General features: G+C 71.1%; 17 protein-coding genes. 3 read left to right on the forward strand and 14 right to left on the reverse strand.

What is annotated here, in order from left to right:
- Nucleotides 1-87 precede the first annotated feature (87 nt).
- Both WME95_RS14065 and WME95_RS14070 read left to right on the forward strand, forming a co-directional pair.
- The gene (locus WME95_RS14065; protein WP_437908914.1) at nt 88-2,283 is read left to right on the forward strand and encodes a cation:proton antiporter domain-containing protein; all 2,196 of its coding nucleotides are present in this window, start codon (nt 88-90) and stop codon (nt 2,281-2,283) included.
- Nucleotides 2,284-2,289: 6 nt separating this feature from the next.
- Nucleotides 2,290-3,159, forward strand: coding sequence for a PTS sugar transporter subunit IIA (locus WME95_RS14070; protein WP_437908915.1), 870 nt, complete (start codon nt 2,290-2,292; stop codon nt 3,157-3,159).
- Between the two features lie 38 nt (nt 3,160-3,197).
- On the opposite strand, the gene WME95_RS14075 is transcribed toward WME95_RS14070, so the two are convergent.
- The 13 genes from WME95_RS14075 to rpmH all read right to left on the reverse strand — a co-directional run bounded on the left by WME95_RS14075 (nt 3,198) and on the right by rpmH (nt 21,205).
- Nucleotides 3,198-4,337: a hypothetical protein gene (locus WME95_RS14075; protein WP_437908916.1), complete on the reverse strand. Its 1,140-nt coding sequence runs from the start codon at nt 4,335-4,337 to the stop codon at nt 3,198-3,200.
- Between the two features lies 1 nt (nt 4,338).
- Nucleotides 4,339-7,164: a TonB-dependent receptor domain-containing protein gene (locus WME95_RS14080; protein WP_437908917.1), complete on the reverse strand. Its 2,826-nt coding sequence runs from the start codon at nt 7,162-7,164 to the stop codon at nt 4,339-4,341.
- Between the two features lie 4 nt (nt 7,165-7,168).
- Nucleotides 7,169-10,270 carry an FHA domain-containing protein gene (locus tag WME95_RS14085; protein WP_437552343.1) on the reverse strand — a complete coding sequence of 1,034 codons (3,102 nt, stop codon included), beginning with the start codon at nt 10,268-10,270 and terminating at the stop codon, nt 7,169-7,171.
- Between the two features lie 220 nt (nt 10,271-10,490).
- Nucleotides 10,491-10,628 (reverse strand): hypothetical protein, encoded by a 138-nt coding sequence (locus WME95_RS14090; protein ID WP_437552344.1) that lies wholly within the window; start codon nt 10,626-10,628, stop codon nt 10,491-10,493.
- A 198-nt stretch (nt 10,629-10,826) separates the two neighbouring features.
- Complete coding sequence (locus WME95_RS14095; protein WP_437908918.1) at nt 10,827-12,974, reverse strand: protein phosphatase 2C domain-containing protein; 2,148 nt, start codon at nt 12,972-12,974, stop codon at nt 10,827-10,829.
- 42 nt (nt 12,975-13,016) lie between these two features.
- Nucleotides 13,017-15,158, reverse strand: coding sequence for an FHA domain-containing protein (locus WME95_RS14100; RefSeq protein WP_437552346.1), 2,142 nt, complete (start codon nt 15,156-15,158; stop codon nt 13,017-13,019).
- Nucleotides 15,159-15,386: 228 nt separating this feature from the next.
- Complete coding sequence (locus tag WME95_RS14105) at nt 15,387-16,577, reverse strand: FHA domain-containing protein (RefSeq protein ID WP_437908919.1); 1,191 nt, start codon at nt 16,575-16,577, stop codon at nt 15,387-15,389.
- Between the two features lie 279 nt (nt 16,578-16,856).
- Nucleotides 16,857-17,210, reverse strand: coding sequence for a 50S ribosomal protein L19 (gene rplS, locus WME95_RS14110; RefSeq protein WP_437552348.1), 354 nt, complete (start codon nt 17,208-17,210; stop codon nt 16,857-16,859).
- Between the two features lie 333 nt (nt 17,211-17,543).
- Nucleotides 17,544-18,107: a protein jag gene (locus WME95_RS14115; protein WP_231864816.1), complete on the reverse strand. Its 564-nt coding sequence runs from the start codon at nt 18,105-18,107 to the stop codon at nt 17,544-17,546.
- Nucleotides 18,100-19,884 carry a membrane protein insertase YidC gene (gene yidC / locus WME95_RS14120; RefSeq protein ID WP_437552349.1) on the reverse strand — a complete coding sequence of 595 codons (1,785 nt, stop codon included), beginning with the start codon at nt 19,882-19,884 and terminating at the stop codon, nt 18,100-18,102. The genes WME95_RS14115 and yidC overlap by 8 nt, the downstream gene beginning before the upstream one ends.
- Before the next feature lie 156 nt (nt 19,885-20,040).
- Nucleotides 20,041-20,424 (reverse strand): membrane protein insertion efficiency factor YidD, encoded by a 384-nt coding sequence (gene yidD / locus WME95_RS14125; protein WP_437908920.1) that lies wholly within the window; start codon nt 20,422-20,424, stop codon nt 20,041-20,043.
- Nucleotides 20,425-20,499: 75 nt separating this feature from the next.
- Complete coding sequence (rnpA, locus tag WME95_RS14130) at nt 20,500-21,045, reverse strand: ribonuclease P protein component (RefSeq protein ID WP_437908921.1); 546 nt, start codon at nt 21,043-21,045, stop codon at nt 20,500-20,502.
- A gap of 10 nt (nt 21,046-21,055) precedes the next feature.
- Nucleotides 21,056-21,205 (reverse strand): 50S ribosomal protein L34, encoded by a 150-nt coding sequence (rpmH, locus tag WME95_RS14135; protein ID WP_061605775.1) that lies wholly within the window; start codon nt 21,203-21,205, stop codon nt 21,056-21,058.
- A gap of 355 nt (nt 21,206-21,560) precedes the next feature.
- Between rpmH and WME95_RS14140 the strand changes: the two genes are divergently transcribed.
- Complete coding sequence (locus WME95_RS14140) at nt 21,561-23,246, forward strand: OmpA family protein (RefSeq protein WP_437908922.1); 1,686 nt, start codon at nt 21,561-21,563, stop codon at nt 23,244-23,246.
- A 278-nt stretch (nt 23,247-23,524) separates the two neighbouring features.
- Here the strand turns inward: WME95_RS14140 and WME95_RS14145 are convergent, their stop codons facing one another.
- Complete coding sequence (locus WME95_RS14145; RefSeq protein ID WP_437908923.1) at nt 23,525-25,675, reverse strand: thioredoxin domain-containing protein; 2,151 nt, start codon at nt 25,673-25,675, stop codon at nt 23,525-23,527.
- Nucleotides 25,676-25,682 lie beyond the last annotated feature (7 nt).

Raw genomic sequence — 25,682 nt, forward strand, 5'->3', positions numbered from 1 at the left:
TGACGCTGCGCATCCCTTTCTTGACAGCCGAGACAGCCCGCTGATAAGCGATAACTTAACACTTACCACCAGGAGGGAGCGCTCCCCATGGAGATTCTGATCCACAACTCGCTGAGCCGCTTCCTCATCCAGGCGTTCTTGATCATCGCCTGCGCGCGGCTCGTGGGCCTGGTGGCCCGCCGGATGGAGCAGCCGATGGTCATCGCCGAGGTCACGGCGGGCATCCTGCTCGGCCCGTCGCTGTTCGGCTGGCTCTTTCCCGATACGTCGGCGCTCCTGTTTGCAAACGAGTCGCTGCCGCTCCTGAAGCTGGTGAGCGAGGTCGGCCTCATCGTCTTCATGTTCCTCATCGGGCTGGAGCTCGATCCGAAGCTCTTGCGCGGGCGCGGCCACGCCTCGGTCATCATCAGCCACACGAGCATCGTCGTGCCGTTCGCGCTGGGCGGGCTCCTCGCGCTCTACCTGTACCCGCGGCTCTCCGACAGCTCCGTCCCGTTCTCGTCGTTCACGCTGTTCATGGGCGTGGCCATGAGCATCACGGCGTTCCCGGTGCTCGCGCGCATCCTCACCGAGCGGCGCCTGCTGGGCACGAAGGTCGGCGCCCTCACCATCACGTGCGCCGCCGTCGACGACGTGACCGCCTGGTGCATCCTCGCGTTCGTCGTCTCGATCGCGCGCGCCACGGGGCTCGTGGGCGCTGTCTGGACCACCGTCTTCGCCGTCGCCTACATCGCCGGCATGCTGTTCGTGGTCCGCCCCTTCCTCGCCCGGCTCGGCGAGCGCGGCTCCAGCAAGGAAGGGCTCTCGCAGGACCTCGTCGCCGTCACGCTCCTCCTGCTCATCGTCTCGAGCTGGATGACCGAGATGATCGGCATCCACCCGCTGTTCGGGGCCTTCATGCTCGGCGCGATCATGCCGAAGGGCACCGGCTTCGCGAAGAGCCTCGCCGAGAAGCTCGAGGACTTCGCCGTCGTCTTCCTGCTCCCGCTGTTCTTCGCCTACAGCGGCCTGCGCACGCACATCGGGCTGCTCAACTCGGTCGACGGCTGGATGATGTGCGGCCTCATCATCCTGGTCGCCTGCCTCGGCAAGTTCGGCGGCAGCACCGTGGCCGCCCGCTTCACCGGCCAGAGCTGGCGGGAGGCCAGCGCGCTCGGCATCCTCATGAACACCCGCGGCCTGATGGAGCTCATCGTCCTGAACCTCGGGCTCGATCTGGGCATCATCTCGCCCAAGCTGTTCACGATGATGGTGCTCATGGCGCTGGTCACCACCTTCATGACCACGCCGCTCCTGCGCTGGATCTACCCGCCGGAGGAGCTCGCCAAGGAGCTCGCCGACGCGCCGGAGCGGACGCCTCTGCCCGCGGCAGCAGAGGTGTTCACCGTGCTCATGTGCGTCTCCTACGAGCGCTCCGGCCCCGGCATGGTGACCCTCGCGAGCGCGCTCGCCGGCACGGGCCCCGAGGCGAGGCGCCTCTACGCCCTGCGCCTCATCCCGCCGACCGATCGCGGCTCGTTCTACCTCGACCAGGGGCCCGAGCGGCAGGGGGCGGCCGCGCTCGCGCCGCTCCTGTCGCGGGCCAAGGAGCTGGGCGCCGAGGTCCGGCCGCTCTCCTTCGTCTCGCCCAAGCCGAGCAACGACATCTGCAACGTCGCCGACGTGAAGCAGGCCGACCTCGTGCTGGTCGGCTGGCACAAGCCGCTCCTCAGCCAGACCGTGCTCGGCGGCACCGTCTACGAGGTCATGCGCGGCGCCCACACCGACGTCGGCGTGCTCATCGATCGCGGGCTCGCCGCGGTCCGCAAGCTGCTCGTGCCGTTCCACGGCACGTTGCACGACAAGGCGGCGCTCTCGCTCGCCCGCCGGCTCGCGCAGCAGGTCGGCGCGGACGTCACCATCCTCCACGTCGTCAAGCCGAAGCGCAGGTCCGACGACGCGCTCGGCGCGCAGCAGACGGTCGACGAGGTGTTCGAGGGCGAGGAGGGCGGCGCGCTGCAGAAGTCCAAGGTGCTTCTCAAGGTGGTGGAGCACGACTCTCCCGCGGACGCGGCCCTCGAGGAGGCGAGGCGCGGCTACGATCTCGTCCTCGTCGGCGTCGGTCCCGAGTGGGGCCTCGCGCAGCGCCGGTTCGGCATCCGCGCCGAGCACATCATCCAGGGGTGCCCGACCTCGCTGCTCGTCGTGCGCCACTACGAGCCCGCCGCCGTGTCCGCCCCGGCCACGGCGCCCGTCCCGAAAGTCCTCCCGACCGCCCTCGCGGTCGAGCCCGATCGCTCCTGAAGCCCCATGCCAGTGATGTCCGACGCTGACGGCGCCGCGCGCGCCCGCGCGGTCGCCGAGTTCGGGGCTACGCTGCGGCTCCTCCGCGTCGAGGCGGGCCTGAGCCTGCGCGCGCTCGCGCACCGCATCGGCGTCTCCAGCGCCTACCTGAGCCGCGTCGAGCATGGGCACGATGCCATCCCCACGCCCGACCGGCTCACGGCGATCGCGGGCGCGCTCGATCTCCCGCCGGCGGTGCTCCTCGAGCTAGGCCACCAGGTGGAGCCGCTCGTCTCCCGCTACCTCGACCGCGTCCCGTCGGCGAAGGCGCTCTGCGTGGAGCTCGCGCGGCGCAACCTCACCGGCCCGCAGCTCGCGCGCGTCAAGGCGTTCATCGACGCCGAGTTCCCGGCGAGCGCGGCCTTCGGGGGGCGGCCCGCGCGGCGGCTCTGCGAGCTGCTCACGCCCGAGCGCGTCGTGCTGCACCTCTCGTGCGCGGACATCGAGGACGTCATCGACGTCGCGGCGTCCCGGCTGTCGCCTCCCGGCAGCGTGCTCGCGGCGAGCGCGCTCGCCCAGGAGATCCTGCGGCGCGAGCGCGAGTCGCCCACGGCGCTCGGCAACGGCGTCGCGGTCCCGCACGCGATCGTCCCCGGCGCGTGCCTGGCGGCCGCGCTCGCGACGCTGGCCGAGCCGCTCGCGGTGCCGACGCCGGGCGGGGCGCCGCTCCGGTTGTTCGTCGTCCTCGTCTGCGCCGAGGGGGGCCGCGCGCACCTCGAGCTGCTCGCCCAGGCGGCCAGGCTCGCCAGGCTCGGGGCCGCCGACGCGCTGTGCGCAGCCCGCGACCCCGCGCAGCTCATCGACCAGCTCTCGCAGATCGAAGCGGGCTGCGGCTGATCGCCGCGGCCCCCGCCGCGGGGGCCGATGGGCCGCCGTCACTCCACGCGGACGAGGCGCTGCACGACGGACGAGCCGCCGCGCGCGTCGCGCAGGACCGCGGTGATCGTGGCGACGCCCGGCTCGGCGGGCGGGATCCACCTCACGGCGTGATCGCCGATGTACCCCTTATTCGCGTCGCTCACGAGCTTGATGCTCCCGTCGAGATCGCCCAGATCGGCGAAGTAGTCGACCCAGACGATCTCCTTCAGCGCCTGCTGCTGCGCGCTGGGATCGTCCTCCGCCACCGTGTCGGGGTCGACGATCGCGTCGAGCTCGTAGGCGTCGCACTCGACGAACGGATCCTCCGCGCTGCAGCCGGCCTCGCGCCGCGCCTCGGCGCTCACGCGGCAGCGCTGGACGGTGGGGATGTCGGCGAAGTCCTCTGGCAGGGGCTCGCCGTCGAGCGTGAGCCCCTGCATCTCCGGGTTCGCGTTCTCGCGACCCCCCTCGAAGGCGTAGATCTGCGTGTAGCCGGGCACGAAGCTGTCCGGGCCGAGCCGGCGCCCGCCGCTGAAGCAGGCGGCGGGGAACGTCCCGGCGCGGCCGGTGCCCTGGTCCTCCACGAGACCGAGCTCCCCGGTGCAGGCGACGAAGAAGATGAACGCGCTCCCGAAGGCCGGACCCCCGGTGGTGGGCGGCGTGCGGCCGGTGAGGATGTCGTCGCTGATCGTGATCGTGTACGTGTCCCCGAAGCCGGGGCGCACGCCGTTGAGATCGGGCAGCGGGACCGTCGGGTCGCCTCGCTCCACCCACGCCTCCATCTCGGAGGCGATGCCTTCGAGCTGCGCGTAGCAGCCGTAGTAGTCGTCCCCGACGGGGTTCTCGCACCCGCCGAACCAGTAGACCGAGACAGGGCGCGACCCGTCCTCGGGGCCGCCCAGCCCGTCCTGGTAGTGGATCCGGAAGGTGACCTGGTCTCCGGGGTTGGCGTACGGCTTGTCGGCGACCACCGCGAGGACGCGGAGCCCGCTCACGAGGCTCGGCGCATCGAAGCCCGCGACGCACCCCGAGGCGATCGCCGGCGACGCGATCGCCGCGAGCGCGAGCGCCCCCAGGACCGCGCGCCGCCACCGGCGCCCGCGGCGCTCGGGACGCTCGCGCTTCGCCGCGCCGTTCATCACCTGCGCCCCGCGCATCTCAGAACTCTCCTCGCATCCCGAAGCTCGGCAGGATGGGCAGCCCCGTGACGTACTGCCGGGCTGTGTAGTTGTAATTGTACTGAATCGCCTCGCTGTTCGCGTTGTTGTAGACGTTCTGCACGTCGAGGTAGGCCGAGAGCCGCCAGGTCTTGAACTTCCACGTCTTGTCCAGGCGCAGATCGAGCTGGTGGAACGCCGGGAGCCGCTCGCTGTTCGGGCCGGAGAACGGGATGGGCGTATACGTCCCGGTGGGCGCGTAGAAGAGCGCGTTGGTGCGGTACGGGTCGCAGCTCTGCTCGTTGACGTTGCACACGTTGGGCGTGACCAGGTTGCCGGAGACGAGGCGGAGCCGGGCGCCGAACTCCCAGCCGTCGCCCAGGCGGTAGCTGCCGAGCACCGTCAGGATGTGGGTCTGATCGAACGGGACGAGCCGCTCCGGCTCGCCGGGCTCCGGCACCCGCGTGCTGCGGGACAGCGTGTACGCGGCCCAGCCGAAGAAGCGATCGTCGGGCTTGTACTTGAGCAGGAACTCGCCGCCGATGACCCTGCCCGATCCGACGTTCTGGTAGTCGAGCTGGATCGACCCGGGTCGGTTCACGCCGACGACGAGCTCGTCGAGCTGCTTGTAGAACCCCTCCGCCGACGCCTCGATGTGCCGGGTCAGCTCCTGCTCGACGCCGGCCGCGTAGTGCAGCGCGCGGGTCGACTTCAGGCCGGGGTTGCCGAGCGGCGGGATCACCTCCTGGAACTGCGGCGGCTGATGGAACACCCCGAGGCCGCCCTTCACCGTGGTCCGCGGGAACCCGGGGACGACGTCGAAGCGCCCGTTCACGCGCGGGCTCACGGTGACCTGCTGGTTCAGGTCCTGGTAGTCGACGCGCAGGCCCGGGACGATCTTCGCCCGAGGGGTCGGGGCGAGCTCGAGCTCGGCGTACGCCGCGGGGTAGAAGAACTCGCCGTCGCGCGAGACCTCCTGGAGGGTGCGCGTCGAGAACGGCTGGTTCGGCGGCTCGCCGGGGCGGTTCGGCCCGGGGGCGCGGAGGTTCACGGCGTAGAGGCCGGCGAAGACGTCGAGCCCCGCGTTGAACACGGTGCCCTTCGAGACACGCCGCGCGTACTCGAGGCGGCCGGAGATCGTCTTGAGATCGAGCTGGAAGTAGATCGGCCCGATCCCGAAATCCGCGTCGTCGCGCGCGATCGCGAGCACGCCGTCGAGCCGGTCCTTGTCGGTGAGCTCGTGATCGTAGCGGAGCTGCAGCCGCTGAAACGCCGTGTGCAGCCCGACGTTGCCGGAGAGGGCCGGCTCGTTCGGCGCCGGGTCGCTGAGCAGCAGCTCGAGGGCGTCGTCGGAGCCGAAGAACGTGAGGCGGAGCCGCGCGGAGGGCGTGGGCTCGGTCTCGAGGAGGACCTGGTAGTCGTAATAGACCGGCGCCTGCGTGACGCCTGCGCCCGCGGCCTCGAGCACGGGGCCGAACGACTCGCCGATGTAGCTCCGCCGTCCTGCCACCATGAAGCGGGTGTTCTCGAGGAACGGCACGGGGCCCTCGAGCAGGACGCGCGCGTCGATGAGGTCCATCTGCGCCAGGCCGTGGAGCTTGCCGTCCTCCTTGGGGGAGCGGAGGGCGACGTCGACGATGCCGCCCTGCACCCGGCCGTACTTGGCGCTGAAGTTGCCGGGGTAGAAGTCGATCCGATCCAGCATCTCGGTCGGCACGACCGAGGAGAGGCCGCCGAAGTGGTAGATGAGCGGCACCTGCGTGCCGTCGACGAAGGTCTGCGTGTCCTGCGGGCCGGAGCCGCGGACGATGAGCAGCCCCGCGATGCTGGGCGGGCGGGCGACGCCCGGCAGGTTCTGCAGCGAACGCAGGGCGTCGCCGTTCGTGCCGGGGATGCGGTTGATCTCGCGCTGCTCGATCGTGCGCTTCGTGACCTCGCGCGGCGGCCGCTTGCCGCGGACCGTGACCTCGAGGCCGTCGCCTTGCGGCAGGAGCCGGTACTTCACCTCGAGCTGCTCCCCGGGGGCGAGCGCCTCCTCGACGGAGAGCGGCTCGAAGCCGGGCGCCGCGATGGTGACCTGGTAGCGCCCCGGCGGCAGCGCGGCGAAGGCGAAGGCGCCGCCCTCGTCGGTCGTGAGCCCCGGCGGCGCGGCGGCCGTCGCTGCGCCCGCGCCCGCGCTGGCGACCCGCGCGACCGAGACGGTGGCGCCGGCGAGCGGGACGTCGCCCCCGCTGGCGAGCACGGTGCCGCGGAGGCTCTCGGCGGGCTTCGCGGGCTCGCCGGCGGCCGGCGGCGGCGAGGCCGGCTTCAGGGTGAACGAGTAGCGGTACAGGATGCGGGCCGGGGCGGGGGTCCCGTCGGCGCGGCGTGCGGGCTCGAAATCGAGCTTCTGGGCCGCGGCGAGCGCCGACTCATCGAACCCGTGCCCTGCGCTCTCGACGACGACGGCGTGCTTCACGCGCCCGTCGCGGTCGATGTCGAGCTGCAGGGTGACCGACGCTTCGCGCCCCTGCTTCTCGGCCTCCGGCGGGTACTCCGGGGGCGTGTAGTTGAGCGCCCGCGGCGGCGTCGCCTTCCCCGCCGGCGCGGCCGTGGAGGCAGGCGGCGTGACGATCGCGCCGCCCGGGCCTCGGGGCACGGCCGCACCGCCCTCGGGCGCCTGCCCCTCCTGGCCTTGCTGCTGCGCCCGCGCCGGGGAGGGCGCGAGGGCGGCGAGCAGCGAGAGGAGCGCCGCGGCGGCCGGCCTGCGGTGGCCTCGCGCGCGCGGGCGCCGGCGCGGGCGCCGGTCAACGATGCGGATGGAAGCGGCGGGCTCCTGCGCGGTCACGACGTCACACCGGGTCGCGCCGCTTCAGCACCGCGCAGAGCGTGACGAGGATGATGAAGGTCATTCCGGCGAGCACCGCATAGGGCATCCAGGTCTGATCGTACGTGGTGAAGCCCCACGCGCCCGCATAGTTGTCGGCCGCCATCTGCGCGATGGCGCACTTGAACTTGCCGCCCTCGATGAAGTCCGCGGCGCTCGTGTCGGTGCGGTGCAGATCGATCACCCACGCTGGATCCTCCGCGGTCGCGAGCCGCTCCGGCGCGATCGCCCCCTCGAAGCCCCAGCGCGCCGGGATGATGTACATGAGCGGCCGGAGGTGCGGCACGGTCGTCATCGGCACCATGAGCCCGCCGAGGACGACCTGCGGGATGAGCGCGATCGGCGTGAGCGCCATCGCCGCCTCGGACGAGGCGACCACCGTGGAGAGGAGGAGCCCCATCGCGACGGCGCTGAGCGAGGTGGCGGTCAGCGCGGCGAGCTGCATGCCGAACGCCTGCATGCCGCCGTGGAAGCCGAGCGCGAAGAACACGATCGCGAGCAGGACGGTGCACTGGACGAGGCAGAAGCCGGCGAGCAGCAGGTACTTGGAGAGCACGTAGTTGACGAGCCCCAGGTTGACCATGCGCTCGCGGAGGTAGATGGCCCGCTCGCTGACGATCTCGCGCGCCGCGTTCGAGGTCCCGAACCAGACCGCGGCGACGACGAGGAAGAAGATCGCCGCGGTGTGGTCGGTGGTGACCTCCATGCCCTTGATGACGTCGGTGCTCTTGTCCGCGCCGCCGGCGCGGCGGCCGAGCTCCTGGAGCGCGCCGAGGCACCACGCCGGGATCGCCTTCTCCTGCCCGCCGAAGACGATCGCGAGCAGGATGCCGATGATCGGGGCCTGGAGGAGCATGATCAGGGTGCCGCCGATGTCGCGCTTCTTCACCTTGAAGTAGCGCGACAGGAGCAGGCCGAGCTGCCCCTTGGTCGTGGCGCGCCCGGCGGGGATGCCGCGCTGCCCCTGGCCGGTGCCGATCTCGCGCCGGCCGGAGTACATCCGGCGGTACGTCGGGTTGCCGTCGCTGAAGAACTCCTTGCGCCACTCGATGGCGGCGAGCTTCCTGGCGTCGCCGCGCGACGCGTTCGGGTTCCGCGCGCGGAGCTGATCGAAGATGGGCCGCTCGCGGAGCGCGAGCATCTCGAACATGTCGCGCGGGTTGTCGACGTCGTTCTGCTGGCCGTGCCGCTCCTTCCAGCTGCCGAAGAAGCGGTACGCGTCGGGCCGGGTCGGCCCGAAGAACATCGGGATGCCGCCGTAGCCCAGGATGAGCGCGTGGCTGAACTTCTCGAACTCGTCCTTCGCCGGCTGGTGGATCGTCATGATGATCGTCTTGCCGGTGGCCTTCGTGAGGTCATGCAGCAGGCTGATCAGCGCGGTCGTGTCGTCGGCGGCGAGGCCCGAGGTCGGCTCGTCGAGGAAGAGGATGACCGGATCGGTGACGAGCTCGAGCGCGATGTTGACGCGCTTGCGCTGCCCGCCCGAGAGGATCTTGTTCTCGGGCTTGCCGATCTGGAGGTTCTTGACGCCCTCGAGGCCGAGATCCTTGATGGTCTGCTCGACGCGGGCGTCGATCTCGGCCTCGGTGTAGTCGGGCGGGAGGCGGAACTTCGCGCTGTAGCGGACGGCCTCGAAGACGGTGAGCTCCGGGTGGACGAGATCGTCCTGCGGCACGTAGCCGATGGATCCGCGGAGCGTGTCGTAGATGTTGTAGAGGTCCTCGCCGTTGATGCGGACGACGCCGCTCGTCGGCGGCAGGTAGCCGTTCAGCGTGAGCAGGAGCGTCGTCTTGCCGGCGCCCGACGGCCCCATGAGCGCGATCATGTCGCCCGGCAGCGCCTTGAACGACACGTTGTCGAGGAGGGTCTTCTGCTCGTTCGGGTTGTCCCGGTCGGGGACCTGGAGGGCGAGGCTCCACGCCTCGATCTCGTAGAGCGGGCGCCCTGCCCACCGATCGGCGGAGTACTCCTCCTGGACGACCTCGACGGCGCCCGCGCCCCCCATCTCGATCTGGAGGGGCATGGGCCCGATGTAGATCTTCTCGCCGCTCTGCACGGCGATCTTCTGGCCGGGCGCGATGCGGTTGCCGCGGACGTAGGTCCCGTTCGCGCTGCCGCGGTCCTCGACGTAGAGCTGCCCGTTGATCGAGTGCAGGAGCGCGTGGTGGCTCGACACCTGGGGGTGGGCGAGCACGATGTCGTTGTCGGGCGTGCGGCCGATCTTCTTGACGTTCGATCCACCGCCGGAGAAGTCGAGCTGGCCGAGGACCGTCTTGTTCTTCCGCCCGGGCGCGCCGGCGGCGGGCACCGAGGACGCCGCGTGCGCGGGCTGCTGCGGCGGCGCGTAACCGCCGGCGACGCCTGGCGGCGCGTGACTCACGGCGCCGGGCTGCTGCGGCGCGTAGCCCCCGGCGCCGGGCTGCTGCGGCGGCGCGTAGCCGGAAGCGGCAGGCTGCGGCGGCAGGACGCTCGCCGCGGGCGGGGCGCCGGAGGCGGCCGGCAGCGCGGACTGCCGGGCGGCCTGCGCGAGCTGGACGAGCAGGCTGATCTGGACCGGGACGGGCCCGAAGGCGATGGCGCCTTGCGGATCGATGGGCGTCGGCGAGCCAGCGGCGATGCGCTGCGCGCCCACGTACGTGCCGCTCGTCGAGTTGTGGTCGATGACCATCATGCGATCGAGCGTGACGGTCGCGTGCTGGCTCGAGACGCTCGGGTGCTGGAGCACCAAGGAGGCGCGCCCGGGGTCTCGTCCGATCACGACCTGGCCGGGCGCGGGCGCGAGGTTCCCGGGCGACGCCAGCATCAGCGTGATGGCCGGATGGTTCAGCGGGACCGGCGTCTGCGCGACCACGAACTGGGTGCGGAAGTCGAACGGGACCTGCTCTCCCGGCGAGAGGGGCCGCCCGTTCGCCGACGCCGGCCCTTGCCCGCAGGAGAAGAGCAGCTTGCCACCCCCCTGGTTGACGATGCGCGCGTGCTCGGGCAGGACGCCGGGAGCGACGAGCACCACATCGCAGGTGGGGGCGCTGCCGATCGTGATGCTTTGTTTGCCTAGCCCCGGGATCATGCGGGCCGCGTTTCACCACAGGCCGTCGGGGAGGGCAAGGGAAGAGGCGCGTCCCGTGCGCCGCCTCGCGCCGCGCTGGCGCGGTGCCGCTCGCGGGAGAGGAGCGCGCTTCTGCACGCGCGCGGCGGTGGGCGCCGTTCGGCGGAGGCTCTCGCCCGCTGGACGAACGGAGTGTCGGCGCGGAGGGGCGTGACTTCCGGGAACCACGTGGTTCAGCGGGTCACAGATCGAGCAGCATGAAACCGGCGCGGGCCTCCTCGAGAGAGGGTGTACGGGTCGACTCCGGCACCTCTTCTTCCAGATCCTCAGGCGCGCCATCCATGTCGTCGCCGTGCTCGAGCTCTTGGTCGCCAGGCATGGAGGGACCTCCGGAAAATTAGGCTAATCCGGAATCCGATCTTTCTTCAATCGCATTCCGCGAGCGGGGCCGTTGCGCGGCGGTCATCTGGGTCGAGTGAGCCGAGTGAGCCGAGCTCGGTCCTCGTTCTCGTCTCCGTCGCGGTTTCCGCTCATCCGTGCGGGGCGGTGGGTGGGGGCGGCCTTTTCCGCTTCGCGCTCAGCTGCCGAGGAGCTTCCAGAGCAGGAAGACGACCAGCACGAGGATCACGGCCGAGGCCGAGGCGATGAGGGCGATGTAGACGCCGCGCGGGGCGCGCACGGTGCTCGGCACGCTCGATGCCCCGGAGGACGACACGGGTCCGGAGAAGCTCGGTGCTGGCGCGGGGCGCGGGCCGGTCGCGGCGTACGCGTGAGCATGCAGTGGCGCGGGCGCGAGGTGGGGGGGCGGGGCGGCGGCGACCGGGGGACCACCGGGCGCTGCTGGGTTGTGTCCCGGGAAGGCCACCGAAGGCGGCGGAACATCCTGCTCGGTCGCGTGAAGAGGCGCACCATAGGCGGCGCCGACGTGAGGCGGCGCGCCGTAGGCGGCGCCAGGATGGTGCGGTGCGCCGTAAGGGACGCCAGGAGGGGGTGGCGCGCCGTAGGCGGCGCCAGGAGGGTGCGGAGCGCCGTAGGGGACGGCGGGGTGGGGCGGAGCGCCGTAAGCGGCGCCTGGGTGAGGCGGCGCTCCGAACGAACCAGGCTGAAGGGCCGCGACGCGGCCCATCGGAGCCGGCGCAGGAGCGCTCAGGGGAAGGGGAGACAGCACGGCGGGCGCGTCGGGCGCGTTCGGGTAAGCCACCGGGGGATGGGCGCCTGGCACGGTTGGAGGCAGCGCCAGCGCGGAGTCCATCGGCGTGGGCGTCATGGCCGACCCGCCGTCGGCCGCCGTGGGGCTCACGGCCTTCGCGCTGGGGGCAGCGGCCGGAGCCACGGGAGGCAGCTCGTCGGTGGCCGTGGGGCTCACGGCCGGCGCGCTGTCGACGGTGGTGGGGCGAAGCGCCGGCGTGCCATGGGCGGCGCTCGGCGCGACGGCCGGCACGTTGTCGGTGGCCGTCGGCGCGACGACCGGCACGTTGTCGGTGGCCGTCGGCGCGACGGCCGGCACGTTGTCGGTGGCCGTCGGCGCGACGGCCGGCACGTTGTCGGAGCCGGTCGAGGCCGCGCTCGCCGCGGAGCGGGGGGACGCTGGACGCAGCCCCGGCGCGCCGGTGGAGCCAGCCGGGATCACGGTGACGGCGTCGCTGGTGGACGCAGGGCGCGGCGTGTCGGGCGAGCCCGTCGGGACCACGGTGATCGCGTTGTTGATGGACGCCGGGTACGGCGCCGGGGCGTTTCCCGCGGCCGCCGTGCCGCTCGCTGCCGCAGGAGCGCCATGGCCGTGGGGGAGCGGCGTGCTCGTGGCGAGCTGCTGGCCGATCGCCGCCGCCTCGGACCGGGTCATCGCGACGGTCTCCTGAGGGCGTGAAGCGCGCGCAGGATTGACGCCGTCGCCCGGGCCAGCCGCCCCTGGTGGCCCGTGCGCGATGGTCAGCGAGCGGCTGCCCGTCTCGAGCACCCGGACCATCTGGACGGTGATGTTGTCGTGACCGCCGCGGTGGTTCGCGAGCTGCACGAGCATCCGGCACGCGTGATCGACCGAGCCCGATGCGAGCGCTTGCCGCGTGCACCCGAGGATGTCGCCGGGGAGCACGAGATCGGTGAGCCCGTCGCTCGACTGGATCAGCACGTCTCCCGGGTAGAGCTCCATCGGCTCGGGTCGAACCTCGACCTCCACCTCCGGCCTCATCCCGAGCGCGCGCGTGATCTTGTTCGCGTCGGGGTGGCCGATCGCCTGCGCCTCCGTGATCATGCCCGCGTCGATCATCCCCTGCACCATCGAGTGGTCGCGCGTGAGGGGGTAGATCTGGTGGCTCCGGATCACGTACGCGCGGCTGTCGCCGACGTGCGCGACGTCGATGCCGCGATCGTGGAGGACCATCGCGACGACGGTCGAGCCAGGCCGGACGCGGTTCTCCGGCGGCCCGCCCAGCTGGTAGACGCGGCGCCCCGCTTCCTCGATCGCGGCCTTGAGGGCCCCGCTCGGATCCACGGTGGCGGGCGTGCGCTCGATCATCTCGAAGATGGTCGTGATGGCGGTGCGGCTCGCCTCGCTGCCGCCATAGTGTCCGCCCATGCCGTCGCACAGGACGCACAGGTAACCGAACTTGGTCTCGGCGTAGCCGCAGGCATCCTCGTTGACCTGCTTGTTCGGGTCCCGACCAGCATCGCTGGCCTGGGCGAACTCGATCTTGAGGTGCGGGGAGGACTCGGTCGGGGGCATCATGGGGGGGCGTCGCTCGGGGCGCGAGAACGGGCCCCGGACACGCTACTCCAAACGGACGCTGAACTCGACGGGGCCGAACCGCAACGACGCGCCGGGTGGCACGAGCGTCCACACGGCCGCGGCGATGCGCTGGCCGTTCACGTAGGTCCCGTTGTTGGAGTTCTCGTCCCGCACGAACAGCTGGCCGGCCTCGAGCTTCACGCTCGCATGGGTGCCGGACACGCGCGGCTCCGACAGCGCGATCAGGCACGAGGCGCCGTCGCGCCCGGCGCGCACCTCGGCGCCGGGGTGCACGGTGAAGATGCCCGCCGGGCCCGAGAGCGTCGCCCGGCTGGCCCCGCCCATGGGAGGGCCCATCATCGGCCCGCCGCCATAGCCGAAGTCGCCCGGAGGCGGCGGCGCGGGGGCGTAGGGCGGAGGCGGCCCGCTCCCGGCCACGATGGGCCTCGGGGGCGCGGCCGCCACCGTGCCGCCGCGTCGCTTCCCGCCGCCGCGGAAGATGGAGACGAGGAGCAGCACGATGACGACGCCGCCGAAGGTCACGCCGCCGATGAGCAGGTACGGCAGCGGCGCCTCCTTCGCCTTCAGCGTGACGATCTTGTCGGCCGTGACCGCGCTCGTCCGCCGCGCCTGGTTGTCGTAGATGATGAGGCGCGCCGTCATCTGGTCGCCCTTGCCGACGAGGAACTTGTCGGTGTCCGGGAGCTCGAACTCGACGACGCTGTCGCCGGCCGAGACCGCCTTGCCGCGCATCCCGCCCTCGATCAGCGTCCGCTGGGCCTTCTTCGCGTCCTCGAGGTTCCCGCCCTGCAGCGACTGCGGCGCGGCCTGGTTCTTCGGGACCATGTAGATCTCGGCCCGCTGCGCGTTGCCACCCCAGCAGAAGTTGCCGAAGATCTTGACCGTGCCGCCGGGGTAGATCGGCGTCTTCTTCGCCGCGCGGTCGGTCGCGTCGCGGTCGATGTCGAGCGGCCACGCGGTCGGATCGATGCCGACGGGGACGTTCTGGAAGGTGGCGTCGCCCGCGATCGGCGGATCCGTGTTGATGAAGGCGAGCTTGAACGTCTGCGTGATGCTCGGCGCGACGCACGAGACCCGCCACTTCACGATGTGCATCTTGTTGAAGCGGGTGCGGATCGCGTTGACGATGTTGGCCGCGCGCCGCTGCTGGCCGTCCCGCACCACGCTGAAAAAGCCGCCGATCTCGGTGTTCGCCATCCCCTCCATGAACTCGCGGGCGTTCGCCGTGAACTCCTCGACGAGCTGGCTCGGGAACCAGATCGAGATGACGGGCACCGGCGTCTTCGGCAGGACGTCGTTGTTCTCGGGGAACCGCCCCTTCGTCAGGTACTCGCGGAGGAGGTTCGACGCGGCGGCGGTCGAGCTGGGATCCGCGCCGGCGGAGCCGTTCGAGAGGACCACCATCGCCTGGTGCATCGGCACCTGGACGCCCTGACCTGCGTTGCCGAGCTCCTTGAACGCGTCGGTCGCGGCGTTCTTGATGATCGTGAAGAGCGGGCGCGTGCGGCCCTGCGTCGGGTAGGTGCGCGCGACGCCGGCGATCGCCTGCGCCGCCGCCTGCTTGTTGCTCACCCACTTCGAGTCCTCGACGATGCCGCGATCGTTGAAGAACATCACGTCGACGATGTCGTTCGGCTGCATCGCGTTGACGAACGCGCTTGCGACCGCCTTCGCCTCGTCGAAGCGGTTGCCCATGCTCGACGCGGCGTCGATCAGGATGAGCCACGCCGTCCCGACGCCCGGCTGACCGGCGCTGTCGCCCCACCGCGCCTTCGACTCGAACTTCGCCGGCAGATCCGTGCCGTCGACCGTGACGGAGAGGATCGCGTTCTTGTCCGGGAAGTCGAACGACGAGTAGAGCGCCGACGGCTGCTCGATCGCATCGGCGACGCAATCGAGGTTCGCGTTGCCCGTGAGCGCGGCGCAGTTGCGGGTGAGGTCGCTGAGGCGCTTGTTCTGCACGACCTCGAGCACGGTCGTGAGCACGGGCGAGCCGTCCACGGTGCTCGCGCGCGGGTCGATGCGGAGCACGTGCGCCTCGGGCGCGGCCTCGGCGCGGCGCTGTCCGGCGAGGAGCGCGAGGACAGCGGCCGCGAGCGCGAGGAGCCTCGCGCAGCGCAGGGCCTTGCCCTCGCGCCTGCCGCGACGGGCGGAGGCGCTCATGGAGTGGATCGGGCGAGTCGCGTCATGAGAGGGAGTCATGCGTGGGGATCTCCAGCGGGCGCGAGGGAGCCGAGGAGCGCTCCCTGCGCGAGCGGGGCGGCCGCCGCGCGCTGGCGGCGGCTATCCGGTTGGTTTTCACGCAGCCTGGCGGGGCGCCAGGTGCCGGTCGAACGTCGCGGGGGAAGGGGGGCCAGGCTCGGCAACGCCTCTCCTCGTGCGATGGGCCCGTCAGGCCCGCGCGGCCACGCTGAGCAGGATGACGCTGAAGCCGCCGAAGCGGATCTTGTCGCCATCGCGCAGCTCGCGTCGGCCCTGGAAGCCGATCGCCTCCTCGTTGTGGAATGTCCCGTTGGTGGAGCCGAGGTCGGCGAGGACGATCCGACCTCCGTCGATCTCGACCGTCGCGTGATGCGTCGAGGTCGTCCCATGCGCTATCTCGATGTCGACCTTCTGCCCTGTCTCGGCGCGGCCGATGATGTTCTTGCCTTGCCAGAGCGGCCAGAACCTGCCGAGCGCGTCGTCCTGGAAGCTGACGAGGAAGCCGGCGAGGGTGCGGCGGCTCTCCTGCCCCGCGGCCCTCGGCGGCGCCGGCGTCGGCGGGCGCACCGCGGGAGGAGGCGGGATGTACGCGGGCGGCGGGCCCGGCGGGGCGATGTTCTGCTGTGGCTGCGGCGGCTCGCCGTAGGCTCCGCTGCCGCTCGCCTGCGGCATCGGCGGCGGCGCGGATGCCCCTTGCTGGTTGGGCGCATAGGCCGTCTGGTTGAACGGATCGCCGCTCATCTGGATGCCGTCGAGGGCGATCGGGTGGCCTCCTTCCATGCAGAACGAGCCGCCCGCCGGGATCGCGTGCCCCTGCACGCAGCGCGCGCCCTGCGGCTGCGGGGGCGGACCGAACCCAGGCTGCGGGGGCGGGCCGAAGCCGGGCTGCGGGGGCGGGCCGAAGCCGGGCCGCGGGGGCGGAGGGCCGGGATAGCTGCCCTGCTGCTCCGGGAAGCTCGGGGCCGAGCCATAGCCGCCGCCCGGCGCGCCGTAGATCGGCGGCTCCGGCGGGAACGGCGGCGGCTTCAGCGGCACCGGAGGAGGCGGCTGGGGCGCCCCGTAACCACCAGGCTGCGGCCCGAAGGGCGGAGGCGGACCGAAGCCGGCCGGGCCGCCCTCGGGCGCCGGCGGGAACCCGGGAGGCGAGCCTGGAGGAGCCCCGAAAGGCGCCGGCGGGGGCGGACCAAAACCGCCGCTCGGCGAGCCATAGTTCGGGGGAGGCTCGGGGGGCGCCCCGAAGCCCGGAGCAGGAAACGGCGGAGGAGGAGGCGGCGGAGGAGCCCCGAACGCTCCAGGCCCGGACGGGGTGAGCGGCGAGGCGCACACAGCGCAGAATTTATCGGCGGGGGTCGCGGGCGCACCGCAACGCGGACAGAGCATGGTGATCCTTCTCGGGTTTCGCGGCGCCGGGGCACCGCCGCCGCGAGCATACCGTGGCCGCTCGGCCGAGGATCAAGGAAGAAGTATGCGGGAACCCTTGCTACAGGCCGGCAACGCGGCGCGTGCGCACGCATGCAGGCGTCACCGCCCAGCGCGCAGCTGCTTCCGCGCTGTGCCATGGATGCTTGCGCGCGCGATCGAGCCAGGGAGCCGGCTGTCCCCCTGGCAATCTGCGCTGCGGGAGCGCTCTCCTCGCGGCCGGTGTGCCGGCCGGCGGGATCAATCCTTTGCGTCGCGGACGCGAGCGGCCTTGCCTGCCAGGTTGCGCAGGTAGAAGAGCCGCGAACGGCGGACCACGCCGCGCGAGACGATCTCGACCTTGTCGATGCGGGGGCTGTGGAGGAGGAACATGCGCTCGACGCCGACCGTGAAGCTCACCTTGCGCACGGTGAAGGTGCTCCGGACCCCGGCGCGGTGGCGCTTCAGAACGACACCCTGGAACACCTGGATGCGCTCCTTCTCGCCCTCGACGATCTTGTAGTGGACGCGCACCGTATCGCCGACCCGGAAATCCGGGATCCCCTCGCGGAACAGGGGAGCTTCGATCTTCGCGAGGATGTTCGAGGTCTGCATGGTCGGTCAATCCTTCAAAGGGTCGGGGATCCGTCTTCGCGGTCCCGTGCCCGTGCTCAAGGGGGGCTGGGCCGCCGCCGTTCGTGGGCTGCGTCCGGCGGAGCGGGGGCCGCGCGCGGCCCTCGTGCTTCACGCGATGAACGCAGATGGAACCCGGTTGCGGTTCCGGGAGAACATGGGCGCGAGCGCGTGCCCGCGCACCTCCCCGGGGGGTACCGGAGAGGTGCGGCATTATGCATGCGGGCGATCCGGTGTCAACGCCGGCAGCGGCGCAGTCGCGCAGTCGCTCTTGATGCGCGCGTCTGGTGCGCGTTTCCTGCCGGGCCTACTGCCTCAGCGGCGAACGGGGATGATTTGCACGCGGCGGGCCTCTCCCTCGCCGTCGCTCTTGGTGACGACGCCCGGAAACTTCGCCAGCGCCAGGTGGACGACGCGGCGGTCCTGCGGGTTCATCGGCTCGAAGGTGATGATCTTGCCCTCCTCGACTGCCTGCTTGCCCAGCCTGCGCGCCATGGAAGAGAGCGTGTCCTCGCGCCGCTGCCGGTAGCCCTCGGCGTCGATGATCACATGACGCCGCTTCTTGCCGGGCCGGTTGATCACGCGGTTGGCGAGGAACTGCAGCGCCGAGAGCGTCTGCCCCTTCTTGCCGATCACGCGGCCCGCGTCCTTCCCCTCGATCTCGAGCCGGATCTCCTCGGGCGGATCTTCCTCCTCGTTCTCGAGGAGGTCGACGGTGCAGTCCATGCCCATCGCCGCGAGCACATCGATGACGAAGTCGAGCGCGACGTCGGCGCGCCCATCCTCCTCGAACTCGGCCGCGTCGCCAGCGCCCTGCGCCTCGGCATCGACATCGACGTCCGCTGCGTCGATTCCCCTTTCGGCAACTTCACTATCCACGGACACGTGCTTTTCCCTTTCCGAGAGCAGGGGCCGACTTGTCGTCGTCGCCCGGAGTCTTCTTCATCGCGGATTGGGGCTCCGCGCTCGCGACCTCTCGCACCTGGATGCCGCCGGCCCGTTCGTTCTTCGCCTTCAGGTAGCGCTCGACGAGCACCTGCTGCCCGATGCCGAGCCAGGTGTTCGTCAACATGTAAACGCCGAGGCCGGCCGGGAGGAAGAGCATCATCGCGGTGAAGATGCCGGGCATCAGGTACAGCATCATCTTCTGCTGCGCCGGGTCGCCCTGCGGGGGCATGAGCTTCTGCTGGATGAAGCTCGAGCCGCCGAGGACGATGGGAATGATGAAGTACTTTCCCGGGGCCGACAGGTCCGGAATCACGGGGCCGAACGGGGTGTGGTAGAGCTCCACCGCGGTCTGGAGCGCGGTGTAGAGGGCGAACCATACCGGCATCTGGAGCAGCATCGGGAAGCAGCCGACGACCGGGTTCGCGACCTTGTTCTTGCGCCAGAGCTCCTGCATCGCGAGGCCGCGCTGGGCGGCGTCGTCCTTGTACCTCGCGTTGATCTCATCCATCTCCGGCTTGAGCTTGCGCATCGCCGCGGCGCTCTTGATCTGCTGGATGCTCAGCGGGAAGAGCAGGAGCCGGACCGTGATGGTGAGCAGGACGATCGCCCAGCCCCAGCTGCCCACGGCGCCGTAGAGGACGTAGAGGTACGAGACGAGGAGCTTGGCGATCGGCGAGAACCAGCCGAGGTTGATGACCTCGCTCGCCCCGTGGTCGACGGCGGCGAGCAGCTCGCGCTCCTTCGGCCCGGTGAAGGACAGGAGCTTGTAGGTCACCGCGCCGCCGGGCGCGAGCTCGTGCTCCGGATAGGCGAGCCGCGCGCGATAGACGTGCCCGAAGCTCGGGTCCTTGCTTTTGTCCTGGAACTTCGATGTATCCCAGACGTCCTCGATCTGCGTCTCGGCCGTGGGCTGCCCTGGCCCTTCCAGCGGGATCGCGATCTTGCTGAAGTAGCTGCTCGAGACCGCGGCGAACCGCGCGTTGCCCGGGGTGCGCCGCCAGCGCTCGGCGGTGAACTCCGGGTCCTTGAAGTCGCCGGGCTCGAAGGCGTCGGGGAGCTGACGCTCGGTCTTCTGGTCGGTCGCGGCGACCGTCTCGGTGATCCACTCGGAGATCAGGCCGAGATGGCCCTCCGTCTCCTTCTGGGTCCGCCACGCGGTCTGCTCGACGGCGAGCCGGTGCTTGCGCGGCTCCTGCGCGAGGTTCTCGACCGTCATCTGCACCGAGAGCTCGAAGGGACGCCCCGTGGCCGCGACGACCTTGGTGAGCCTCGTCGCGCTGTCGGCGTAGGTGAACGTGCAGCTCTTGCCGTCCTGCGCCGAGAGCTTCCAGTCGAGGTCGTCGAACGGCACCTGCTGCGCACTGCCGCCAGGCAGGTGCAGGTCCGTCCTGAGAGGCATCCGCGACTCGAGCGAGGTCGTCACCAGGTCCATCGGCCTGCGCTCGCCGTTCCCCGTCGTGTATTTCGGGTCCGTCATCCAGAGGTGCCGGAGCGACCCGCCTTGCGTCGACAGCTCAGCCTTGAAGCGATCTCCGTCGATGACGCACGTCTCCGCGGGCGCGCGCTCGGCGGGGGCCGTGCTGTCGTTGACGTCGAGCGGCTGGAGCTGCGGCGCGCCCTCACCGAAGAGGAGCGGCTTGCCGAACTGGAAGAACAGGATGATGGCGAGGCCGAGGAACAGCCATTTGGCGATATTGCTGCGTTCCATGAAGTCCTTCGTCGATCCCAGGATCTCGAGCCGCGCCCTTCGCTGCGGGCGTCTCGTGACGCCTCACGAGCCTGCCCAGGGTCGCTCCGTGCGGGCTCCGCTCCGCGGCGTGTCGGGCGCCGTGCCGCAGGGGGCCTTGTCGATGGCCGAGCGGGATTAGTCCATGAGGGTGACCCGGCCGCTGAAGCCCGCTCGACAAGGGGATGAGGCGCGCGAGGCGAGCTCCGCGCCAGTAGACGAACAGCGTGTCGTATCCCGCGGGTCAGCGTCCCGTTGACGCGGCATCCGGGCAGCCGCGGCACGGCGAAGACGAGGTGGTGGCGGAGGGTCGAACCCGCCTGGATGAAACGGGTGACACCTACACAGTCGCTTGAGCGAAAGCAAGCTCCCCCGGAGCGCACCATGGTCCACGATGCAGGCGGCGGCGTAGCGCGAGCAGGAGGGCTCGAACCGACAGACCGGGCCCATCAACGCCACGATGAGCCTGGAGAGCGTCATCTGGTAGGCGCGGATCAGCGCGAGGAGGAGCGTCGCCAGCATGCGGTGAGCCGTGAGAGAGCGAGGAGCTTGGGGCCCAGCGCACCACGGCGCAAGGTATGCCGCGCCATCTTCCTTCTAGCCGTCGGTCGGGTCAGTCTGGTCTGGCGCGGGCGCCGGCGGATCGCCTGCGCTGCGCTCGGCCATGACCTCCGTTCGCGCGCGCGACGCGGCGGTGAGCGCCTCCTTCGCCCGGCGGCGGAGCACCGGAACCACGCCACGAAGCTCCGTGAGGACGTCATCGAGGCCGAGCGAGCCGGCGCCAGTGCGGAGGATCACCACGATGTCGACGCGCTCAGGGAAGAGCTCCGGGAATCTCCGGAACGCCTCCCTGAGCAGGCGCTTCGCGCGGTTGCGCGCCACAGCGCCGCCCACCTTGCGCGAGGCGACGAGGCCCAGGCGAGGCGCCCCCGATGGGACAGGCGCGGCAGCGCTCTTCGTGCCGCGGGGGGCCTCGCCGCGAGCAGCGCCCTCGGTGGGGGCCGCGACGAGGATCAGCAGGTGGCGGGTGCTGACGCGATGACCACCGTTCTGGATGCGGACAAATTCTGCCCGCCTGCGAATGCGGCGCTCGCGCGGGAACGTGGAGGAGGACGCCGACGAGCGCGGTTGCGCTGGCGCCATCACCGCCGCGTTACTTCTTGTAGATGCTGGGCGCGAGCCGGGCGCGGCCCTTGCGGCGGCGGTTGTTGATGACCTTGCGACCGCCGGCGGTCGCCATACGCGCACGGAAGCCGTGGGTCCGGGCGCGGCGGGTGTTATGGGGCTGGTAGGTGCGCTTCATGGCTGGTGGTCCTTCGGTCTGGAGCGCGAACGGCGGCATCCTGGCCGCACGTCAAGCGGGCGCGCAAGAAAGCACGGCATTTGGCCCAGGTCAACACCAGACGACGTGGTGATGCGCGGTTACGCGTACGGTTACGCGCACGGTTACGCGCGTTGCCCACGTTCGCCGTTCTCTCTCACCTTTCTAGAGGCCTGGGTTAGCGTGTAGCCTCCGATCGACCGCAACGGTCGTTCAAAAGCGGGTCACAGGAGGGAATTTGACGCGCACCGGAGGACATGAGGGGGAAAAGCAGCACGCGCCCGCACGGGGCGTCAAGCGACGCGCGCTGGCGGCTGCTGCGGCGGGAGCCTTGTTCTTGAGCGCGCTCCCTGTGAGCGCGCAGACGAGAACGTTCTACCTGGACCGGCTCTACATGGCCGGCGCTCCCGACGACTCGATCGCGCTCTGGCGACCACAGGTGGCGCCGGAGACGCGCTTCTTCGGGCAGTTCGGGCTCGGCCTCGGCCTCAATCCCTTCCGGGTCGAGAACATGCTGAATGACGAGCAGGCCGCGGGGCGGTTCAGCAGGGAACACGGCTCGCCGGTGTCCTCGCAGCTCATCGGCTACTTCAACGGGGGCGTCGAGCTGCTCGACCGCTTCTCGCTCCAGGTGGGGCTGCCGATCATCGCCCTCCAGACGAGCAACCCGACGAACGACCCGAGCGTCGTCGGCGCGGAGGACGCGGCGAGCCCGTCGACCGCCGCGCTCATGGACATCCGGCTCGACGGGCGGGCGATCCTGTACCGCACCGAGGATCGCTTCTTCAAGCTGGGCGCCAACGCGACGGCGTGGGTGCCTACCGGCAGCAAGCTCTCGTTCTCGGGCGACAACGCCGCGAGCGCGATGATCGGGCTCTCGGGTGAGATCGATCTCAAGTCGATGTTCTTCGTCCTGAACACCGGGGTGCACTTCCGTCCGTACTCATCGCTCAACGACTTCACCGTGACGAACGAGTGGAGGTGGGGGATCGGCGGCTTCCTCCCGCTGCGGAACGGGGCGCTGCGGCTCGGCGCGCAGATCTTCGGATCGACGGGCCTCGGCCGCGACACGACGTTCACCGGCGACAACACGCCGCTGGAGTGGATGGCCGAGGGGCGGCTCGCGCTCGATCAGCGGAAGAAGGGGTGGCTCGGGGTCGGCGCCGGGACGCGGCTGTCGGGCGGCTACGCGCCGGATTTCCGGATGGTCGCGGTCGTCGGCTACTCGTTCGGCATCAAGGATGTCGAGCCCGTGTCTCCCGGCAGGCGCTTCCAGGCGGTCCCGCCGCGCGCCGCGGATACGGACAAGGACGGGCTCCCGGACGACATCGATCTCTGCCCGACCGATCCCGAGGACGGCAAGCCGCCGAACGCCGACGACGGCTGCCCGGCGCTGCCCGATCGGGACGGCGACGGCATCCCCGACACCAGCGACAAGTGCCCGGATCAACCCGAGGATTTCGACAAGATCAACGACGCCGACGGCTGCCCGGAGGACGACGCCGACGAGGACAGCATCCCGGACGCGAAGGACGCCTGCCCCAAGGAGCCGGGCCAGCCGAGCCCCGAGCCGACGAAGAACGGCTGCCCGCAGTTCATCCGCCGCATCACGGGGTCGAGCGAGATCCAGATCCTGAAGCAGGTGCAGTTCGCGACCGGCAGCGCGAGGATCCTGCAGAACAGCTACAGCATCCTGGACGAGGTCGTCCGGCTCTTGAAGGTGAACCCCGAGATCACGCTCGTCGCGATCGAGGGCCACACCGACAACCGGGGCTCGGACCAGCTCAACGAGAAGCTCTCGAACGATCGCGCTCACTCGGTCAGGACGTACCTGATCGAGCGGGGCGGCATCGATCCCGCCCGGCTCACGGCGGCGGGCTTTGGTCCGAAGCGGCCGATCGACGACAACAACACCGAGGCCGGGCGCCAGAAGAACCGGCGCGTCGAGTTCCACATCCGCGAGAGCAACACGGGCGGGAACAAGGCTGGCGGCGACAAGGGTGGCGGTACCGTCACGCCGTAGGTGGCCCATCCGGGCGGCGCGCGCGGGAGCCCTGCTGTGCGTGGTGCTCTCGTCGGCGTGCCGCCCTGAGCAGGGCACGCCTTACCGCTGCAGCTGTACCTTCGTTACCGACTTCGACGATGACTCGAGGCTCGACGTGGAGGTCTGCGCTCCGAGCGACGCCCGCGCCGAAGGCGTCGGACGTGGATGCGCGCAGACCCATGCGCCGGGCCCGGTGTCTGGATGCACCTGCGGAGGCGCGCCGGATCGAGGCCCGTGCGAGCTCGGCGCGTGCCGCGTTACGCCAGCAGCGCCTTGAGTTCGGCCGCCGTCCTGACGGGCGCCGAGCACGTCCGCCCGCGACATGCGTAGGCGACCGCCCCGTCAGGGCGCGCGGGCTTGCCCTCGGCGACGACCTTCACCGCCGCGGCGCTCTCCGGCCGAGCCGGGTCCACGAGCACGATCGCCCGGTTCGGCAGGTACGCCTTGAACGCCTCGCGCGCGAGCTCGGCCGCCGACGCCGAGCCCGCCTCGCCGACCACAACGACCGTCACTGCACCGCGCGTCAGGCGGTCGAGCACGCACACGGTCTGGCCGAGACCGAAGGAGTTCTCGAGCGCCGTCGGCGCGAGGACGTCCAGCTGCCGCTCTGCCGGTGAGCGGTAACGCTCGTCGGCGATCTCGGAGAGGCGCAGGCAGAGGAGCGCCGCCATCGAGGCGGCCGAGGGCGCGGCCTGGTCGTAGATGTCCTGCGTGCGCGCGATCAGCGCGTCGCCGTCGTCCGGCGTGAAGAAGAACCCGGGCGCGGCCTCGTCCCAGTGGTGCGCGATCATCGCGTCGGCGATCGCGCGCGCGACGTCGACGTAGCGCGGGTCGGAGGTGGCCTCGTACAGGTCGAGCGCCGCGTTCCCGAGGTACGCCTGGTCGTCGAGGAACCCTGGCCGGACGTCGCCCACGGCCGCCCCGGAGCCGCCTTGCTCGCTCTTCGCGCCTGCAGGCGCGCCGTCCTTGAGATAACGGCCGACGCGGCCGCCGCGGATGAGCTTCCGCTCGAGCAGCGCAAAGGCGCGCGCCGCGGCGTCGACCCAGGCGGGCTCGTCCAGCGCGCGGCCGGCGTCGGCGAGCGCCCCGATGACCAGCCCGTTCCAGCTCGCGAGCACCTTGTCGTCGCGCGCCGGTCGAGCCCTCGCGTCGCGCGCCGCGAGCATCGCGACCCTGGCGCGCGCGAGCGCATCGCGGCACCGATCGAGGTGGGTCGAGGCGGCACCTGCCGCGCCGTCGTCGATGACCGCCGCGGCCTGCTCGAGCGTGCGGTGCTGCGAGAGCACCGTCGCGCCGCTGTCCTCGAAGTTGCCCTCCTCGCTGATGCCGAAGACGAGGCGGGCCACGTCGTACGCGAGCTGATCCTCGCGGACGGCGTCGCGGAGCTGATCGAGCGTCCACACGAAGAACTTGCCCTCGCGCCCCTCGGAGTCGGCGTCCTGCGACGCGTAGAAGCCGCCCTCCGGGTCGCGCATCTCGGCGAACAGGTAGCCGACGATCTCGCGCGCCGTCTCGGCGTAGATCGGCTTCTTGAACGCGCGGAACCCGTCGGCGTAGAGGCGCAGGAGCAGCGCGTTGTCGTAGAGCATCTTCTCGAAGTGGGGCACGAGCCAGCGCTCGTCCGTCGAGTAGCGGTGGAAGCCGCCGCGCAGGTGATCCCAGATGCCGCCGTCCCGCATCCTGTCCAGCGTGAGCTCGACGCCCTCCGCCGCGACGCGATCGCCCTCCAGCGCGCCGCGGCGGAGCAGCACGTCGAGCGCCATCGTGTTCGGGAACTTCGGCCGCGATCCGATGCCGCCGTGGCGGGGGTCGAGGCGCGCGAGCAGCTGCCGCGACGCGCGCCGGAGCAGATCGGACGACGCGGGCGCGACGACGCCTGCAGCGCGCGCCGGCGCGCGCTGAGCGCGCTCGATGGCCTCGGTGATCTCCTGCGCCTGCTGCTCGACGTCGTCGCGCCGGTTCCTGAAGGCGTCGGCGATCTTGTCGAGCACCTTCGGGAAGCCGGGCATGCCGAGCGCGTCCTTCGGCGGGAAGTACGTGCCCGCGAAGAAGGGGCGCTGATCCGGGGTGAGGAACACCGTCAGCGGCCAGCCGCCGCTCCGGCCCATGAGCTGCACGACGAGCTGGTAGATGTGGTCGAGATCGGGCCGCTCTTCCCGGTCGACCTTGATGTTCACGAAGAGGTCGTTCATGTGCCGGGCGATCGCCTCGTCCTCGAACGACTCGCGCTCCATCACGTGGCACCAGTGGCAGGCGGCGTAGCCGATGGACAGGAGGATCGGCTTGTCCTCTCGACGAGCGAGATCGAGCGCCTCGGCGCCCCACGGGTACCACGCGACCGGGTTGTGCGCGTGCTGCAGGAGGTACGGCGACGACTCGCTCGCGAGCCTGTTCTTGTGGGCTGCCATGGGCCCC

Origin of the sequence: Sorangium sp. So ce327 (assembly GCF_051530205.1) — a bacterium.
In the GTDB taxonomy this organism is placed as follows: Bacteria; Myxococcota_A; Polyangia; order Polyangiales; family Polyangiaceae; genus Sorangium; species Sorangium cellulosum_B.

What these genes read in the sequence shown, in the direction of transcription:
- WME95_RS14065 (WP_437908914.1), top strand. Translation starts at nt 88, where the DNA reads ATGGAGATTCTGATCCACAACTCGCTGAGCCGCTTCCTCATCCAGGCG.
- WME95_RS14070 (WP_437908915.1), top strand. Translation starts at nt 2,290, where the DNA reads ATGCCAGTGATGTCCGACGCTGACGGCGCCGCGCGCGCCCGCGCGGTC.
- WME95_RS14075 (WP_437908916.1), bottom strand. Translation starts at nt 4,337, where the DNA reads ATGCGCGGGGCGCAGGTGATGAACGGCGCGGCGAAGCGCGAGCGTCCC.
- WME95_RS14085 (WP_437552343.1), bottom strand. Translation starts at nt 10,270, where the DNA reads ATGATCCCGGGGCTAGGCAAACAAAGCATCACGATCGGCAGCGCCCCC.
- WME95_RS14090 (WP_437552344.1), bottom strand. Translation starts at nt 10,628, where the DNA reads ATGCCTGGCGACCAAGAGCTCGAGCACGGCGACGACATGGATGGCGCG.
- WME95_RS14095 (WP_437908918.1), bottom strand. Translation starts at nt 12,974, where the DNA reads ATGATGCCCCCGACCGAGTCCTCCCCGCACCTCAAGATCGAGTTCGCC.
- WME95_RS14100 (WP_437552346.1), bottom strand. Translation starts at nt 15,158, where the DNA reads ATGAGCGCCTCCGCCCGTCGCGGCAGGCGCGAGGGCAAGGCCCTGCGC.
- WME95_RS14105 (WP_437908919.1), bottom strand. Translation starts at nt 16,577, where the DNA reads ATGCTCTGTCCGCGTTGCGGTGCGCCCGCGACCCCCGCCGATAAATTC.
- rplS (WP_437552348.1), bottom strand. Translation starts at nt 17,210, where the DNA reads ATGCAGACCTCGAACATCCTCGCGAAGATCGAAGCTCCCCTGTTCCGC.
- yidC (WP_437552349.1), bottom strand. Translation starts at nt 19,884, where the DNA reads ATGGAACGCAGCAATATCGCCAAATGGCTGTTCCTCGGCCTCGCCATC.
- yidD (WP_437908920.1), bottom strand. Translation starts at nt 20,424, where the DNA reads ATGCTGGCGACGCTCCTCCTCGCGCTGATCCGCGCCTACCAGATGACG.
- rnpA (WP_437908921.1), bottom strand. Translation starts at nt 21,045, where the DNA reads ATGGCGCCAGCGCAACCGCGCTCGTCGGCGTCCTCCTCCACGTTCCCG.
- rpmH (WP_061605775.1), bottom strand. Translation starts at nt 21,205, where the DNA reads ATGAAGCGCACCTACCAGCCCCATAACACCCGCCGCGCCCGGACCCAC.
- WME95_RS14145 (WP_437908923.1), bottom strand. Translation starts at nt 25,675, where the DNA reads ATGGCAGCCCACAAGAACAGGCTCGCGAGCGAGTCGTCGCCGTACCTC.